At 57.6% G+C, this 15,364-nt stretch carries 19 protein-coding genes; 6 read left to right on the forward strand and 13 right to left on the reverse strand.

Annotation, left to right across the window (positions count from 1 at the left end; genetic code table 11):
• Positions 1 to 12: 12 nt before the first annotated feature.
• The 3 genes from rpmI to thrS are packed head-to-tail and all read right to left on the reverse strand — an operon-like array spanning position 13 to position 2,741.
• The gene (gene rpmI, locus E4P00_RS24150; RefSeq protein WP_002553160.1) at positions 13 to 207 is read right to left on the reverse strand and encodes a 50S ribosomal protein L35; all 195 of its coding nucleotides are present in this window, start codon (positions 205 to 207) and stop codon (positions 13 to 15) included.
• Positions 208 to 267: 60 nt separating this feature from the next.
• Complete coding sequence (infC, locus tag E4P00_RS24155) at positions 268 to 819, reverse strand: translation initiation factor IF-3 (protein WP_169851780.1); 552 nt, start codon at positions 817 to 819, stop codon at positions 268 to 270.
• Positions 819 to 2,741 (reverse strand): threonine--tRNA ligase, encoded by a 1,923-nt coding sequence (gene thrS / locus E4P00_RS24160; protein WP_005789682.1) that lies wholly within the window; start codon positions 2,739 to 2,741, stop codon positions 819 to 821. The genes infC and thrS overlap by 1 nt, the downstream gene beginning before the upstream one ends.
• Positions 2,742 to 3,107: 366 nt before the next feature.
• Here thrS and E4P00_RS24165 point away from each other — a divergent pair, with 366 nt between their 5' ends.
• On the forward strand, positions 3,108 to 3,422 hold the full coding sequence (locus E4P00_RS24165) for a hypothetical protein (protein WP_078821838.1): 315 nt from the start codon (positions 3,108 to 3,110) through the stop codon (positions 3,420 to 3,422).
• A gap of 289 nt (positions 3,423 to 3,711) precedes the next feature.
• Complete coding sequence (locus tag E4P00_RS24170) at positions 3,712 to 3,924, forward strand: cold-shock protein (protein WP_003234260.1); 213 nt, start codon at positions 3,712 to 3,714, stop codon at positions 3,922 to 3,924.
• Positions 3,925 to 3,995: 71 nt separating this feature from the next.
• Here the strand turns inward: E4P00_RS24170 and E4P00_RS24175 are convergent, their stop codons facing one another.
• Complete coding sequence (locus E4P00_RS24175; protein ID WP_032880290.1) at positions 3,996 to 4,316, reverse strand: I78 family peptidase inhibitor; 321 nt, start codon at positions 4,314 to 4,316, stop codon at positions 3,996 to 3,998.
• Between the two features lie 144 nt (positions 4,317 to 4,460).
• Complete coding sequence (locus E4P00_RS24180; RefSeq protein ID WP_032880289.1) at positions 4,461 to 4,766, reverse strand: hypothetical protein; 306 nt, start codon at positions 4,764 to 4,766, stop codon at positions 4,461 to 4,463.
• Positions 4,767 to 4,919: 153 nt separating this feature from the next.
• On the opposite strand from E4P00_RS24180, the gene E4P00_RS24185 reads away from it, so the two are divergent.
• Positions 4,920 to 5,120: a hypothetical protein gene (locus tag E4P00_RS24185; protein ID WP_032880288.1), complete on the forward strand. Its 201-nt coding sequence runs from the start codon at positions 4,920 to 4,922 to the stop codon at positions 5,118 to 5,120.
• 34 nt (positions 5,121 to 5,154) lie between these two features.
• On the opposite strand, the gene E4P00_RS24190 is transcribed toward E4P00_RS24185, so the two are convergent.
• Genes E4P00_RS24190 through E4P00_RS24220 form a run of 7 tightly spaced genes read right to left on the reverse strand, consistent with a single transcriptional unit; the run spans position 5,155 to position 12,119 of the window.
• Positions 5,155 to 6,183: a nucleoside hydrolase gene (locus tag E4P00_RS24190; protein ID WP_148854418.1), complete on the reverse strand. Its 1,029-nt coding sequence runs from the start codon at positions 6,181 to 6,183 to the stop codon at positions 5,155 to 5,157.
• A 26-nt stretch (positions 6,184 to 6,209) separates the two neighbouring features.
• On the reverse strand, positions 6,210 to 6,614 hold the full coding sequence (rbsD, locus tag E4P00_RS24195; protein ID WP_005789692.1) for a D-ribose pyranase: 405 nt from the start codon (positions 6,612 to 6,614) through the stop codon (positions 6,210 to 6,212).
• A complete protein-coding gene (rbsK, locus tag E4P00_RS24200; protein ID WP_005789694.1) occupies positions 6,611 to 7,528 on the reverse strand; it encodes a ribokinase in 918 nt (305 codons plus the stop codon). Before rbsK ends, rbsD begins: the two co-directional genes overlap by 4 nt.
• Positions 7,529 to 7,551: 23 nt before the next feature.
• Positions 7,552 to 8,574, reverse strand: coding sequence for a LacI family DNA-binding transcriptional regulator (locus E4P00_RS24205; RefSeq protein WP_248133201.1), 1,023 nt, complete (start codon positions 8,572 to 8,574; stop codon positions 7,552 to 7,554).
• A gap of 3 nt (positions 8,575 to 8,577) precedes the next feature.
• Entirely contained in the window at positions 8,578 to 9,555 is a 978-nt protein-coding gene (locus tag E4P00_RS24210; protein ID WP_032880283.1) for an ABC transporter permease, read from the reverse strand.
• Positions 9,552 to 11,105, reverse strand: coding sequence for a sugar ABC transporter ATP-binding protein (locus tag E4P00_RS24215; protein ID WP_005789698.1), 1,554 nt, complete (start codon positions 11,103 to 11,105; stop codon positions 9,552 to 9,554). The genes E4P00_RS24210 and E4P00_RS24215 overlap by 4 nt, the downstream gene beginning before the upstream one ends.
• A gap of 57 nt (positions 11,106 to 11,162) precedes the next feature.
• Positions 11,163 to 12,119 carry a sugar ABC transporter substrate-binding protein gene (locus E4P00_RS24220; RefSeq protein WP_005789700.1) on the reverse strand — a complete coding sequence of 319 codons (957 nt, stop codon included), beginning with the start codon at positions 12,117 to 12,119 and terminating at the stop codon, positions 11,163 to 11,165.
• A 554-nt stretch (positions 12,120 to 12,673) separates the two neighbouring features.
• Between E4P00_RS24220 and E4P00_RS24225 the strand changes: the two genes are divergently transcribed.
• The 3 genes from E4P00_RS24225 to E4P00_RS24235 all read left to right on the forward strand — a co-directional run bounded on the left by E4P00_RS24225 (position 12,674) and on the right by E4P00_RS24235 (position 14,874).
• Positions 12,674 to 13,762, forward strand: a complete 1,089-nt coding sequence (locus E4P00_RS24225) for an asparaginase (RefSeq protein WP_248133202.1) — start codon at positions 12,674 to 12,676, stop codon at positions 13,760 to 13,762.
• 168 nt (positions 13,763 to 13,930) lie between these two features.
• Positions 13,931 to 14,182, forward strand: a complete 252-nt coding sequence (locus E4P00_RS24230; RefSeq protein WP_005789704.1) for a DUF1654 domain-containing protein — start codon at positions 13,931 to 13,933, stop codon at positions 14,180 to 14,182.
• 2 nt (positions 14,183 to 14,184) lie between these two features.
• Complete coding sequence (locus E4P00_RS24235; RefSeq protein ID WP_005789706.1) at positions 14,185 to 14,874, forward strand: endonuclease I family protein; 690 nt, start codon at positions 14,185 to 14,187, stop codon at positions 14,872 to 14,874.
• A 31-nt stretch (positions 14,875 to 14,905) separates the two neighbouring features.
• Here the strand turns inward: E4P00_RS24235 and E4P00_RS24240 are convergent, their stop codons facing one another.
• The gene (locus E4P00_RS24240) at positions 14,906 to 15,271 is read right to left on the reverse strand and encodes a hypothetical protein (RefSeq protein WP_032880279.1); all 366 of its coding nucleotides are present in this window, start codon (positions 15,269 to 15,271) and stop codon (positions 14,906 to 14,908) included.
• Positions 15,272 to 15,364 lie beyond the last annotated feature (93 nt).

Genomic DNA, 15,364 nt, shown 5'->3' on the forward strand with positions numbered 1-15,364 from the left:
TTGATCCAAAAATTAACGAAGGCGCAGCATGCGCTCGACTTTTGCCACGTCAGACGGGTGCAGCAAGCTGCTACCGCGCAGTTGACGCTTACGCTTGGTCGACATTTTGGTCAGGATGTGGCTCTTGAAAGCGTGCTTGTGCTTGATACCGTTAGCAGTTTTCAGAAACCGCTTAGCAGCACCACTTTTAGTCTTCATCTTTGGCATGTTCGGATACTCCGCATTCAGTTGATAAACATAATCAGAAGGCCTGCCGTGCCCTGTTGATTACTTCTTCTTTTTCGGGGCGATGACCATGATCAGTTGGCGTCCTTCCATCTTAGGATGCTGTTCGACCGAACCGTACTCGAGCAGGTCAGCTTCAACCCGCTTGAGGAGTTCCATCCCCAGCTCCTGGTGGGCCATCTCACGGCCGCGGAATCGCAAGGATACCTTGGCCCTGTCCCCATCACTCAGGAAACGTACCAGGTTGCGCAGTTTTACCTGGTAATCCCCTTCCTCCGTCCCTGGACGAAACTTGATTTCTTTAACCTGGATCTGCTTCTGGTTTTTCTTGGCTGCGGCAATCTGCTTCTTCTTCTCGAAGATCGATTTGCCGTAGTCCATCAGCTTGCAGACAGGTGGTACAGCATCGGCGGAAATTTCCACCAAATCGAGCTTGGCTTCTTCAGCCTTAAGAAGCGCGTCTTCAATTGACACAATCCCAAGCTGCTCACCCTCAGCCCCAATTAACCGAACCTCGCGTGCCGAGATATTCTCGTTGATCGGGGCTTTCGGTGCAGCTCGTTTATCTTGTCTCATTTCACGCTTAATAATAATTACTCCGAATCTGGGCGACCACGCCGGGAAACCGCTTGCGCGAGGAACTCAGCGAACTGGGCGACGGGCATCGAGCCCAGGTCAGCACCTTCACGAGTACGCACAGCGACAGTCTGCATCTCGACTTCCCGATCTCCGATAACCAAAAGATAGGGAACCTTGAGCAAAGTATGCTCGCGGATTTTAAAGCCGATCTTTTCATTTCTCAAGTCGGACTTGGCACGAAATCCGCTTTCGTTGAGAGTTTTTTCAACTTCGGCGGCAAAATCTGCCTGTTTATCAGTGATATTCATGATCACTGCCTGGGTCGGAGCCAGCCACGCAGGGAACGCTCCCTCGTAGTGCTCGATCAGGATACCGACGAACCGCTCGAACGAACCGAGGATCGCCCGGTGCAGCATAACCGGGTGTTTACGGCTGTTGTCTTCGGAGACGTATTCGGCTCCCAGACGGATCGGCAGGTTAAAATCGAGCTGCAGGGTACCACACTGCCAGACACGGCCAAGGCAATCTTTGAGCGAGAACTCGATCTTCGGACCGTAGAACGCGCCCTCCCCCGGCTGCAGGTCGTACGCAAGGCCCGCACTGTCGAGTGCTGCGGCCAGTGCCGCTTCGGCGCGATCCCACAGCTCGTCGGAACCAACGCGCTTTTCCGGACGAGTGGACAGCTTCATTTCAACTTCGGTAAACCCGAAATCGCGATAAACGTCCATGGTCAGCTTGATGAACGCGGCGGATTCAGCCTGCATCTGCTCTTCGGTGCAGAAGATGTGGGCGTCGTCCTGAGTAAAACCGCGCACACGCATGATGCCGTGCAGTGCACCGGATGGCTCGTTGCGGTGGCAGGCACCGAACTCGGCCAGGCGCATCGGCAACTCGCGGTAGCTCTTCAGGCCTTGATTGAACACCTGCACGTGGCATGGGCAGTTCATCGGCTTGATGGCGTAGTCGCGGTTTTCCGACTGAGTGGTGAACATGTTGTCGGCGTAGTTGGCCCAGTGCCCGGATTTCTCCCACAGGCTGCGATCAACGACCTGCGGGGTCTTGATCTCCAGGTAACCGTTGTCGCGCTGAACCTTGCGCATGTACTGCTCAAGCACCTGGTACAGGGTCCAGCCATTCGGGTGCCAGAACACCATGCCCGGCGCTTCTTCCTGAAGGTGGAACAGGTTCAGACGCTTGCCGATCTTGCGGTGGTCGCGCTTTTCAGCTTCTTCAATGCGCTGGATGTAGGCGGCCAGCTGTTTCTTGTCAGCCCAGGCCGTGCCGTAGATCCGTTGCAGCTGTTCGTTCTTGGCATCACCGCGCCAGTAGGCACCGGACAGCTTGGTCAGCTTGAACGACTTGAGGAAGCGCGTGTTCGGCACGTGTGGGCCACGGCACATGTCGACGTATTCTTCGTGGTAGTACAGGCCCATGGCCTGCTCGTCCGGCATGTCTTCCACCAGGCGCAGCTTGTAATCTTCACCACGCGCGGTAAACACGTCGATCACTTCGGCACGCGGGGTGACTTTCTTGATGACGTCGTAATCTTTTTCAATCAGCGCGTGCATGCGCTGCTCGATGGCCGCCAAGTCGTCCGGTGTAAAAGGACGTTCATAGGCGATGTCGTAATAGAAGCCTTCTTCGATTACCGGGCCGATCACCATCTTGGCGGTTGGGTACAGCTGCTTGACCGCATGGCCAATCAGGTGCGCGCAAGAGTGGCGAATGATCTCCAGCCCCTCTTGATCCTTGGGCGTGATGATTTGCAGGCTGGCATCGCAAGTGATCAGGTCACTGGCGTCGACCAGTTTGCCGTCGACCTTGCCGGCCACGGTGGCCTTGGCCAAGCCTGCACCAATGGATGCGGCGACTTCGGCTACGGAAACCGAATGATCGAATGAACGTTGACTGCCGTCGGGTAGAGTAATAGTTGGCATGGCGCCTCCTCTCCTAGTGGTGACCCCTACCAAAGGTCACGTGGGTTGGGATGAGCCAGTACAAGATCCAACACCAGGCCGTTCAGTGATGAACGCCTGCCTTACAGCGGCAGGAGCCTTTCGGCCAACCGATAATCGAACCAGAGTGACTGGATTGAGCTAAAAAGAAACATGGCAAGGCGGTAATTGACGCGCCTGAAACTAGCCAAGCCCACGATGCTAGCACAGATGAACGGTCATCGCGCCGACGAAGCTTTGTGTATAGCGCAATTCAAGGCTTTATAGCTGCAAAGTGAACTTGAGCTGTACGTCGGGCCTCCAACCCACTGAGAATCGCCGTTCGTCCTCGACCCAAAGGAGCATCCCATGATGCGTTTCACCTCTACCCTCGCTGTCGCCGCTACCCTGAGCCTCCTTTCCCTTGGCGCGCAGGCTGCAGCCCCTTCCAACTGGCCAGCCGGCGCCCGTGACAGCTTTGTGAGCGACTGCAGTGCCGCCGCGAGTCAGAACGTAGACGCCAAAACTGCCAAAGCTCACTGCGAATGTGGTGCTGACAAGATCAATGCCGAATTGAGCACTGCCGAGATCAAGGAACTGATGACCAATCAGAACGCCAGCCCTGAGCTTAAGAACAAAGCGGTAGCGGCTATTTCGTCCTGCAAAGTCGTGAAGAAAAAGTAAGATTGACCACTGATCTGACGACCATATCGCTGGAAAAATGGCCTGAAAACTGCCATTTCACACAAATTATGCAGGTTTTACGGCTTTTTTTAACAGTTGATATTTCAGCGCAAAGCCCCGTAGATCGGGGCTTTGCGCCGATCCAGGGATCAGATGCAACGCGATTGATTAGCAAACAATGCCTTGGGGGGGCTCCCAAGTCGAACATTTCGACTATGATAGCCCAGTGTGCCCAGTTGGCCTGAGCAGCACAGCACTACTGAAAATATATGTTTCTTGGAGATACACCATGTCTAATCGCCAAACCGGCACCGTTAAATGGTTCAACGATGAAAAAGGCTTCGGCTTCATCACTCCTCAAGGTGGCGGTGACGACCTGTTCGTACACTTCAAAGCTATCGAAAGCGACGGTTTCAAAAGCCTGAAAGAAGGCCAAACCGTTTCCTTCGTGGCTGAGAAAGGCCAAAAGGGTATGCAAGCTGCACAGGTTCGCGGCGAGTAATTCTCCGCTGATCTAAAAAAACCCCGTCCATGTGACGGGGTTTTTTATGGGCGATGCAAAAGCCGAAGCTGTCAGCCGCAATTGACCCGCGTGATCACCAGGTTGTTGTCAGTGTTGAGGTTCAGGCGGTCAGAACGATATTCCAGGGTAATCATATCGTTGGGCTTGAGGATGCGTGCATTCTGCGCGCCAGCACGGGTACGAGCCTGCTCCAGCAACTGCGGCGAGGCTTTCTGGCCGATTGCGAACTCGGCGGCCTTCGACTCACAGCGGCTATGACCGGCATCGGTCACGGTGGCGTCTTTGCCTGGCTCAGAGGCACCCGGGGTGCTGCAACCCGCCAATGCGAGTGCTGCCAACAAAGTACCGAATGAAGCGAGCTTCCAAGGCATGAAGCCTCCTATGATAAAAAATGGACAGAGATCGTGCGACAGCGATATGAACGATTGGTTTCAAGACGTTAATCGCCTGCGCGCAAGTCTGCCTGACTCGCGCGGGGCAATCGCCCAGTCAATCGTGACTAGATATGAACGCACTCAGTAGATGTCGATGTAGTCAGATGGTGGGTATGGCCAGTTCTGTTTCAGCGCGTTGAAGATCTGCATGACCCAGACCTCATCGCTGGCCGCCACAATACCGACATAGCCAGAACCCTTGGCCCAGGTCTCCAGACGAAACAGCAGGCCATCTATCTGAGCTCCACCGACTACGCCGGAAGAAATATAGGCAATACCAGCCCTGGTTACCCGAAGCTGGGTATGTACGTCGTCACTGGCGTGGGCAAGCAGTTGGCGCACGGCATCCAGCGTCAGGTTCTCAGGCTTGTTCAGATCGATCTGCACGCGGTGTTTCCCGGCTGTTAAACAAGCCAACAGTGTCGCATACCCCCTCCTTCATGCCTAAGTAGCAGTGCCAAAAGCCGCGCAAAATGGTTAACTGCGCCGCTGGAACCGCGTTCCAGCGCATTGCCCAGTACTTTCAGCCGTGAGATTTCCATGACCACCGTAACGCTCCAAGCCGATATCAAAGCCAAGTGGCCCCAGGGGCAAAGCTCCTATAGCCCCGGCAGCCCCGAAGAACTGGCGATCATTGGTATCGATCTGTTGGTCAAGGAACTGGGAACCCAGGCGGCACAAGCGTTCATCGGCCAGGTATTCGAGAAATACCCGGCCGACTACATGGGCGCACAAGAATAAGAGCCGGCCGACGAACGCCGACCGGTAAAACGTATTACTTCAAACGCGCCAGACGCTCGGTCAGCAGATCGAAGAAGCCCTGGGCGTCGCCGTTCTCGACCCAGTACACATTCTTCTCCTGCTTGAGGCCGTCGTACCAATCGACGATGGTCTGGCCAAAGGTTGGGCCTTCGCGGCTGTCGACGACCATATTGGCCTGACGACCGCTGAACAGCGATGGTTTGAGCAGGTAGGCAACCACGGTAGCGTCGTGGACCGGGCCACCCGGAATGCCGTAATGCTCCATGTCGCCTTTGACGTACTCGTTCAGGATACTGCTGACGACCTTGCTTGCGTTGTTGTTCAGGTCCGCAATCTTCTTCAGGCGGGCGTCGCTGGTGAGGACTTTATGGGTCACGTCCAACGGCAGGTAGGTCAACTTCACTCCACTTTTGAGCACGATCTCAGCCGCCACCGGATCGGCGAACAGGTTGAACTCGGCCACGGGCGTGATATTACCGCCATTGAAGTGCGCACCACCCATCACCACCACTTCCTTGATGCCCTGGGTGATTTCGGGCGCCTGGGTCAGTGCCAGCGCGAGGTTGGTCTGCGGACCGAGCATGGCGATGGTGATGCTGTGCGGTTTGGCGGTGCTCAGCGTTTTGATCAGGTAATCAACGGCATTACCTTCGGCCAGGCCTTTTTTCGGCTCGTGCACGGTGACGCCGGAGATGCCCTCTTTGCCATGGATATTCTCGGCGTAGATCGGCTTGCGCAACAGAGGCGCCGGCGCACCTGCGTACACCGGAATGTCTTCACGCCCTGCCCACTCGCGCGCCAGACGCGCATTGCGGGAGGTCTTGTCCAGGCGCACATTACCGGCGACGGTGGTCAGCGCACGAATGCTCAGCTCCTCCGGCGAGGCCATGGCAAACAGCAGCGCCACCACGTCATCGGCCCCAGGGTCGGTATCGATGATCAGGTCGATTTTTTCCGCCGCCTGGGCGCTTGCAGCTGTGAGTGCGGACAAAAGCAGAACACTCCGGAACAGGTTTTTCAGGATGGGTAGACCACGTTGCATAAAGCACTCCTTGTCATTGGGGGACGCTAAAACGTTACGCCGGATACCAGCGCGATATTGCAGTAAGGCTGGCACTCGCCGGTACGCACAACCGCGCGTGCTGTGCGGCTCAGTTGCTTGAATTCTTCATGGCTGAGCAGCCGCCGCTCACCCAGCGCTGCCTGCTCTGTCAGCGCATTGAGCGCGCTCAGCGCCGGCGGTTGCTTGAGCAGGATTTCCTCCGCGAGCACGTGGCTTTCAACCTGCATCTCACTGAGCACAATGCGCAACGTGCTGATGAAATCCGGAATGCCCTGGGTCAGTGCCAGGTCGATCAATTCCACGCCGGGCGGCACCGGCAAGCCGGCATCGCCGATGACCAGCACGTCACCATGACCCAGGGACGCGATCACGCGTGACAGGGCGATATTGAGCAAAGGTGTCTTTTTCATGAGGGCACAAAACCTTGTACGTCGTGCAGCGTAGGAATGGAAGGCTGAGCGCCGGCGCGGGTCACAGACAACGCCGCCGCTACCTGGCCAAAACGGATCGCCTCGGCTTCGCTCTTGCCAGCGGCCAGTGCAGCGGCAAAGCCACCGACGAAGGTATCGCCAGCGGCTGTGGTGTCCACCGCCTTGACCTTCGGCGCCAACAGATGCTCGAAGCTGCTACCGTCGGCAAACAGTGCCCCCTGAGCGCCAAGCGTAATGATGACTTTACCCGCCCCCGCCTTGATCAGCGCTGTCGCGGCGACCTTGGCGCTGTCGAGCGAGTCGACGGTGACACCGCTCAGGGCGGTGGCTTCACTTTCATTGGGGATCAGGTAATCGATCGAGGCATACCACTGAGCGGGCAAAGGCCCACTCGCGGGCGCCGGATTGAGGATGACTGTCTTGCCCAGTTCGCGGCCGCGCTTGAGCGCATGACCAACGGTGTCCATCGGCACTTCAAGCTGGCAGATGATCACGTCTGCCGCCTGCAGCACAGCGTCGCACGCTTGCAGAGACGCGGGCGTCAACTCACCGTTGCTGCCGGCCACAATGACAATCGCATTCTGGCTGCTGTCATCCACCACGATCAATGCCACACCACTGGAGCCCTCTACGGTGCTGACCGCCTGGCAATCGATCCCTTCCACCAGCAGTGCATCACGCAATTGACTGCCATAGGCATCGGTGCCCACGCATCCGATCATCGCAACACTGGCCCCCAGCCGCGCCGATGCCACCGCCTGGTTGGCGCCCTTGCCACCCGCAACGGTGGAAAAGCTCTGGCCGATCAGGGTTTCACCGGCACGCGGCAAGCGACTGGCCCGGGTGACCAGGTCCATGTTCAAGCTGCCTACTACCACTACTTTTGCTGGCATACATCAGTACTCATCAATTCGGTTCAGCGGTATTGGGCGAACACACCGGCCAATGGCGCCGTCGACTCACGCAAAACGATACTTGGCGTCACGATGCGTTGATCGATCGACCGTTGGGGTGTTGCTATTCGTTGCAATAATAATTCGGCCGCCGTCTCGCCCAATTGCAGGATCGACTGCCCGACCGTGGTCAGCGCAGGATAGACGTAGCGTCCCATCTGAATGTCATCGAAACCGATCACCGACAACTCGGCCGGCACGCGGATGCTGCGTTCTGCGGCTGCGCGCAGCACGCCGAAACCAATCATATCGTTGCTGGCGAAAATCGCGCTGGGCGGGTTTTGCGCTAACAATTGCACGGCTGCGGCATACCCCCCCGTGCTGGTGAAATCGCTTTCCAGGATCCGGCTGGCCAACACCTCGACACCCGCCTCGCGCAATGCACGCTGGTAACCCGCCAGGCGCATTTGTGCCACGCGGGTATGCCCCGGGCCGCCGATACAGGCGATATCCCGATGGCCCAACTCCAGCAAGTGCCGGGTCGCGAGGTAGCCGCCCTGTTCGTGGTCGATGCGCACCAGGTCGACATCGATGCCATCCAGGGCCCTGTCGACAATCACCATGGGCGTGCGCACTGCACTCAAGCCCGCCGCCAGGCCGCTGTCATCGCCGCCCACCGACGTCACGATCAAGCCGTCGACGCGTTTTTCGAGCAACACGCGCAAATAATTGCGCTGTTTTTCCGCGTCGTCGTCGGAGTTGCAGAGGATCACGCAGTAACCATTACGCTCGCAGTAATCCTCGATGCCCCGCGCAAGCTCGGCAAAATACGGGTTGAGGCTATTGGGCACCAACAGGCCAATGGTGGCGGTGGTCTTGGCCTTGAGCGAACGCGCCACGGCGCTGGGCACGTAGTCCAGCTGTTTGATCGCCGCCTCGACCTTGATGCGGACCGGCTCGCTGACCGGACGCGTCTTGTTCACCACATGGGACACGGTGGTGTAGGAAATACCTGCAAGCGCTGCCACATCCTTGATCGTTGCCATGACTCAGCCCCGCCGACTGGCGCGCTGGCTGCGGTAAGTATCGAGGACCACGGCGATCACGATCACAGCACCGGTAATGATGCGTTTGGTGGGTTCCGTAGCGCCGATCTGCGCAAGCCCCGCCGCCAATACCGAAATGATCAATACACCGAAGAACGTACTGATGACCGAACCGCGCCCGCCCATCAGGCTAGTGCCGCCGATTACCACCGCGGCGATTACCTGCAGCTCCAGGCCTGAACCTGCATTCGGGTCTGCCGCCTCCAGGCGCGAGATCTGGAACAGCGCAGCTACACCGGCCAACAGGCCCATCAGGCTGAACACCAGAATCTTGTATGGCTTGGGATTAATGCCAGCCAGGCGCACTGCTTCTTCGTTAGTGCCGATGCCGATCAGGTAGCGACCGAAGACAGTGCGGGTCAGCACCAACTGAGCCGCAATGATCACCAACAGCGCAATGATGAACGACGGGGAAATACCGAAAGCAATCGGGTTGGACAGCCAGGCAAACGAGTCACCGATATAAGCGGTGCGCGAGCCCGTCATTTGATAGGCCACACCCCGGGCCATCTCCAGCACACCCAAAGACACGATAAATGACGGGATACGCCAGGCCACGGTGATGGAGCCGGTGATGGTCCCGGCCAATGCAGCGCAGCCCATGCCCAGGAGCGCAGCCGGTAACACGCTCCAGCCCCAGCCCAGGATTGCCACGCTGACCGCCGATGCCGCCAATGCCAGCACCGAACCTACCGACAGGTCGATACCGCCGATGATCAGGATGAAGGTCATGCCCACCGCCAGCACCATCAGGTCCGGAATCTGGTTGGCCAGGGTGCTGAAGGTGTCGTAGGACAGGAAGTGGTCGCTGAGTACCGAGAACAGCGCAATCATCGCCAGCAAGGCACCCGCCAGCCCCAGGTAAGTACCCAGGCCATAGAAGTTGCCGCCAGTTTTACCGGAGGAAATGCTTGTTTTCATGGGGTATTCCTAGGCGCTGCCTCATTGAGCAGCGCATCACGTTTCTGATAGCCGGCAAAGGCGGCGGCGAGCAATTCGTCCTGGGTCCAGCTGTCACGCTCGAAGGTCTCGATCAGGCGCCCCGCGGACAACACCCCGATGCGATCACAGATCAGCATCAGTTCACGCAGGTCGCTGGAGACCACCACCAAGGCTTTGCCCTGGCGAGTCAGTTCGCCAAGCAACGCATAGATGTCGAACTTGGCGCCGACGTCGATGCCTCGAGTGGGCTCATCGAACAGCATTACTGCGCAATCGCGCTCCAGCCAGCGGCCAATCACTACTTTTTGCTGGTTGCCACCCGACAACTCGGACACCAATTGCCCCGGGCTGGAACTGCGGATACGCATGGCGTCGATCTGGCGTTTGGCCAGGGCGGTTTCGTTGCGGCTATTGACGACGCCACCGCCGGAAATTTCCGGCATGTTGCCCAAGGCTATATTGGCGCTGATCGATTGGGTCAGCAGCAGGCCCTCGCCCTTGCGGTCCTCGGTGATCAGGGCGATACCATGACCAACCGCATCCACTGGCGAGCGAATACTGACCACCCTGGCCGGCGATCCCAGGGCCACGGTGCCGCTGTCGGCCTGGTCGGCACCGAAGATCAGGCGCAGCAACTCAGTGCGGCCGGCGCCGATCAGTCCGGAAATACCGTAGATCTCACCGGCGCGCACTTCAAAGGACACGTCGCGAACCTTGTCCGAACGGCTCAGGCCCTTCACCGTCAGGGCCGGTTCGCCGATGGTGCGCGGGCCCAGGTCAATGTGTTCGCCCAGCTCGCGACCGACCATCAAGGTCACCAGTTGCTCACTGTTGTAATTGGCCATCGGCTCGACGCAGACCAGCTTGCCGTCGCGCAGTACCGCAATGCGCTGGGCGACACGGGCCAGCTCTTCCAGCCGGTGTGAAATATAAATGATCGCCACGCCCCGGGCCTGCAGACGGGTGATTTGCTCAAACAGCATCTCGACTTCACGGGCGGTGAGCATGGCCGTGGGTTCGTCGAGAATCAGGACGTGGCAGTCGCCGATCAGGTTGCGCGCAATCTCGACCATTTGCTGGTGGCCAATGCCCAGGCTGCCAACCAAGGTGTCGGGGTCGATCGCATCCAGGCCAACTTGAGCCATGGCCTCGATCGCGGCTTTGCGCAGTTGCTTGCGGCTGATCCAGCCACAGTTGCTCGGCAGGTTATCCAGAAACAGGTTTTCAGCCACCGTCAGGGTCGGCAGCAGGTTGAGTTCCTGCATGACCATGCGCACGCCCAAGGCTTCGGCCTGGGTGCGGCTGGCGGGGCAGTACTCCTGACCGTTGAACTGCATGTGCCCGGTAGTCGGTGTGACCAGGCCGCCGATGATCTTCGACAAGGTACTTTTGCCTGCGCCGTTCTCACCGGTCAGCGCGAGCACTTCCCCGCGATTGAGCGTCAGGGTGATGTCGGACAGAACCGGCTGGGCATAGGTCTTGCCGATACCGCTGACCGAGAGGACAGCGTTCGGGGCGGAAGATGACATAGGAAAATCTCCAGGCGCCCGCTCAGGACGAGCGAGCGCTGTTGGGTACTGCCGGGATTACTGCTTGATGACGAGTTCGACCGGGGTTTCGATCACGCCATCTTTGGCATCGACCTTCTCACCCTTGACCAGCTTCAGTGCGTTCTGGATACCGAATACCGCTTGTTGCGCGGCAGCCTGGTCAGCGGTGGCCAACACACGACCATCCTTGAGCATTGGCTTGATCGCATCAATGTTGTCGTAGCCCACCACCAATACCTTGCCGGCCTTGCCTGCCGCACGCACGGCGGAGACAGCGCCCAGGGCCATGTTGTCGTTACCGGCCAGCAGCGCCTTGATGTCCGGCGTTTCGCTCAGCATCGCTGCAGCAATCTTGTTGCCCTGGTCGATTTCCCAGTTGCCGGATTGGGTGGAAACAATCTTCATGCCTGCAGCGTCCATCGCATCCTTGAAGCCTGCGGTGCGCTGCTGGGCGTTAGTCGTGGTGGGTACGCCTTCGATGATGCCAACCTTGTCACCCGCGGCCAGTTGCTTGGCCAGGTAGTCGCCCACCAGCTTGGAGCCTTTGCGGTTGTCCGGACCTACGAACGGGATATCGAGGTTTTTGCTTTTGAGTACCTCCGGGTCCAGGCGATTGTCGATGTTGACGACCTTGATACCGGCATCAGAAGCCTTCTTCAGCACACTGGCGAGCGCCTTGGAGTCGGCGGGAGCAATGACAAGCGCGTCTACCTTGGAGTTGATCATCTCGTTGACGATGGCGATCTGCGCACTGGTGTCTGTTTCGTTCTTGATCCCGTTGGAGATCAGCTTGAACTCTGCTGGGTGCGCTTTCTGGTAGTCCTTGGCACCGTCGGTCATGGTGACGAAGAACTCATTGGCCAGGGACTTCATGACCAAACCAACAGTAGGTGTTTTGGCAGCGTCATCAGCAAGTGCAGAAGAGAGAGGCAAAGCAGCGGATGCGGCAAGCACAGCGACAGCAAGAAGACGTCCAGCGAATGGCAGCTTCATGGGTTCACTCCGATCTTATGATTATTGTGAGCAACGCTTGCACCGAAGACCTCTTCGGCGGCCCTCCCACCCGGGCGGCTGATGCGAGCTGTCACGATACTCCTGGAGCGCTCGTGAAACATCTCGCAAACGTTTGCGTTGAGCAAACTATGAGAACCTTGTCGGGATTTGTCAACGGTAGAAACTGGCCTTTCAATCCCATGCCCGCGACCTGGTCCAACCAACCTTGGGGACTGAAACGTTTAAGGCCACCTCTTTCTCGCACTCTCTAAAACGACAGGTGTTGACGCTAATCGCACTCGAATTTTGTGACAGGGCTGTCGGACAACCGAACACACTACCCCTCAACCGTTCGGAAAGCCGGACGCCACTCACTCAAAACAAGTTTAAAAAATCTCATAAGTTGTTTTAAATCAATACGTTAATTTAAGAAGAACCACACACTCGGCCTGGTACAAATCCTGCTTTTCCCCTGCACCTCGCGGCGTTCAGAACCGCCCGGGTGTTCTAGATGAACCGGCTACAGCACTCATCAAAAACCAGAGAGAAAAATAATGAAATCTGCATTGAAGAACTTTGTCCCGGGCGCCATGGCCCTGCTGCTGCTGTTCCCCCTTGCCGCACAGGCAAAAGAAGTCGAAAACAAAACCAAACTGTCCAACGTAGTGATCCTTGCCACAGGCGGCACCATTGCTGGCGCCGGTGCCAGTGCGGCCAACAGTGCTACGTACCAGGCAGCCAAAGTCGGCATCGAACAACTGATCGCCAGCGTTCCTGAGCTTAGCCAGATCGCCAACGTACGCGGCGAACAAGTGATGCAAATTGCTTCGGAAAGCATCAACAACGAAAACCTGCTGCAACTGGGTCGCCGCGTCGCAGAACTGGCTGACAGCAAGGACGTGGATGGCATCGTGATCACTCACGGCACCGATACCCTTGAAGAAACTGCCTACTTCCTGAACCTGGTAGAAAAAACCGACAAGCCTATCGTCGTGGTCGGCTCCATGCGTCCAGGTACCGCCATGTCGGCTGACGGTATGCTCAACCTGTATAACGCAGTCGCTGTCGCAGGTAGCAAGGATGCGCGGGGCAAAGGCGTGCTGGTGACCATGAACGACGAAATCCAATCGGGTCGCGACGTCAGCAAGATGATCAACATCAAGACCGAGGCATTCAAGAGCCCGTGGGGCCCGCTGGGCATGGTCGTTGAAGGCAAATCCTACTGGTTCCGCCTGCCGGCCAAGCGTCACACCATGGATTCGGAATTCGACATCAAGACCATCAAGAGCCTGCCTGACGTTGAAATTGCCTACGGCTATGGCAACGTGAGCGACACTGCCTACAAAGCACTGGCCCAAGCTGGCGCCAAGGCCATCATCCACGCCGGTACCGGTAACGGTTCGGTATCCTCGAAAGTCGTTCCCGCGCTGGTCGAATTGCGCAAGCAAGGCGTACAGATCATTCGCTCCTCCCACGTCAACGCCGGCGGTATGGTTCTGCGTAACGCTGAACAACCAGACGACAAATACGACTGGGTTGCGGCTCTGGACCTGAACCCGCAGAAAGCTCGCATCCTGGCCATGGTAGCCCTGACCAAGACCCAGGACAGCAAAGAACTGCAACGCATGTTCTGGGAATACTGATTACTGCTGATCGACCTGTGGGAGCGAGCTTGCTCGCTCCCACAATTGCTCCCCCTTCTCAACAAACTTCCCGAATCGCTGTCAGACGAACTTCTTGAAATTTAAGCAGTTGCGAAATCGCCTACAGTTAAATACTGTATGTGCGTACAGCAAATTAAGGAATGCTCCGTGGCAAAGCCCTCTTCCGCAGCACCTGCGGCGCCTGACGCCTATCAGCGCCTGGCTATTCGCGTGCAAAAGATCATCAATTCGACCAACGCACAGAAAGCCAAGGCAGCCTTGCTCTTCCGTTTACCCGATGAGCCGGAAGACGTGTGGCAACGTCTACTGGAAGAAATTGCAGAAAACGACAACGTCACCCTCGCCTATCGGGATGACGGTGGCGTGCAGATTTTTTGGGTTGTGCCGAAGGAAGATTGATTGTGAGTGCCCGTTTTATTGCTGTGTGCTGTCTGTTTTTAAGCGTAACCGCCAACGCCCAAGCCCCTCGGACCTTTAGCGAAGCCAAGAAAATCGCCTGGAAGCTTTACGCCCCCCAATCGACCGAATTCTATTGCGGCTGCAAATACACCGGTAACCGCGTGAATTTGAAAGCCTGCGGTTACATCCCGCGCAAAAACGCCAATCGCGCCGCGCGCATCGAGTGGGAACACATCGTGCCGGCCTGGCAAATCGGGCATCAGCGCCAATGCTGGCAAAACGGCGGGCGAAAGAACTGCACGCGCCACGACGATGTGTTCAAGCGCGCCGAGGCGGACCTGCACAATCTGGTGCCGAGCATCGGCGAAGTGAATGGCGACCGTAACAACTTCAGCTTTGGCTGGCTGCCCGTGCAAAGTGGGCAGTACGGCTCGTGCCTGACCCAAGTGGATTTCAAGGCCAAGAAGGTCATGCCACGCCCGTCCATTCGCGGCATGATCGCACGCACGTATTTTTATATGAGCAAGCAATACGGCCTGCGTCTGTCGAAGCAGGATCGCCAGCTGTATGAAGCCTGGAACAAGACTTACCCGGTGCAAACCTGGGAGCGCCAGCGCAACCAGACCGTGGCTTGCGTGATGGGACGGGGCAACGAGTTTGTCGGCCCGGTGAATCTCAAGGCCTGCGGTTGAACGTGGGCGGGGTTGCCGCCCACTTGGCACGTCACTGCGCGGCGTTGTGTTCGATAATTTCAGACACGGTGTCGGTTTTCTTCGCGCGGGCCATCTTTTCGTTGAGCAAGGCTTGTTTGGCCTCCGCCTCGGCCTTGGTTGCGAACGGACCCAACAGCACCTCATCCTTGCCGTCGACCTTCACGATATAAAAATTGAAACCATGCTCCAGCAACCAGGCGGTCAGGTCGGTGATCGCCTGCAGCTTGTGGTCTGGCGGGCCGACGCGCACATCCCATTCCTGAGCGGCAATCGCGCCGGTTTGTGGCAGGCTTTCGGTCACGGCAGGTTTGGCCTTGGGCGCATCGACCGATTTACCTTCACCGCATCCGGCCAACGCCAACACCACAATTGCCATCGCTACTTTACGCACTGCCCTGCTCCTTTGAGGATAAAGAGGCGACTTTACCATTCACTGTCTATTCTGGCCGTCATAAACGTTGGCTTAAAC

Source organism: Pseudomonas sp. B329, assembly GCF_023127835.1.
Classification (GTDB): Bacteria; Pseudomonadota; Gammaproteobacteria; order Pseudomonadales; family Pseudomonadaceae; genus Aquipseudomonas; species Aquipseudomonas synxantha_A.

Coding starts and splice junctions, on each gene's coding strand:
- rpmI (WP_002553160.1), bottom strand. CDS start 207: ATGCCAAAGATGAAGACTAAAAGTGGTGCTGCTAAGCGGTTTCTGAAA.
- thrS (WP_005789682.1), bottom strand. CDS start 2,741: ATGCCAACTATTACTCTACCCGACGGCAGTCAACGTTCATTCGATCAT.
- E4P00_RS24165 (WP_078821838.1), top strand. CDS start 3,108: ATGATGCGTTTCACCTCTACCCTCGCTGTCGCCGCTACCCTGAGCCTC.
- E4P00_RS24170 (WP_003234260.1), top strand. CDS start 3,712: ATGTCTAATCGCCAAACCGGCACCGTTAAATGGTTCAACGATGAAAAA.
- E4P00_RS24175 (WP_032880290.1), bottom strand. CDS start 4,316: ATGCCTTGGAAGCTCGCTTCATTCGGTACTTTGTTGGCAGCACTCGCA.
- E4P00_RS24185 (WP_032880288.1), top strand. CDS start 4,920: ATGACCACCGTAACGCTCCAAGCCGATATCAAAGCCAAGTGGCCCCAG.
- E4P00_RS24190 (WP_148854418.1), bottom strand. CDS start 6,183: ATGCAACGTGGTCTACCCATCCTGAAAAACCTGTTCCGGAGTGTTCTG.
- rbsD (WP_005789692.1), bottom strand. CDS start 6,614: ATGAAAAAGACACCTTTGCTCAATATCGCCCTGTCACGCGTGATCGCG.
- rbsK (WP_005789694.1), bottom strand. CDS start 7,528: ATGCCAGCAAAAGTAGTGGTAGTAGGCAGCTTGAACATGGACCTGGTC.
- E4P00_RS24205 (WP_248133201.1), bottom strand. CDS start 8,574: ATGGCAACGATCAAGGATGTGGCAGCGCTTGCAGGTATTTCCTACACC.
- E4P00_RS24210 (WP_032880283.1), bottom strand. CDS start 9,555: ATGAAAACAAGCATTTCCTCCGGTAAAACTGGCGGCAACTTCTATGGC.
- E4P00_RS24215 (WP_005789698.1), bottom strand. CDS start 11,105: ATGTCATCTTCCGCCCCGAACGCTGTCCTCTCGGTCAGCGGTATCGGC.
- E4P00_RS24220 (WP_005789700.1), bottom strand. CDS start 12,119: ATGAAGCTGCCATTCGCTGGACGTCTTCTTGCTGTCGCTGTGCTTGCC.
- E4P00_RS24225 (WP_248133202.1), top strand. CDS start 12,674: ATGAAATCTGCATTGAAGAACTTTGTCCCGGGCGCCATGGCCCTGCTG.
- E4P00_RS24240 (WP_032880279.1), bottom strand. CDS start 15,271: ATGGCAATTGTGGTGTTGGCGTTGGCCGGATGCGGTGAAGGTAAATCG.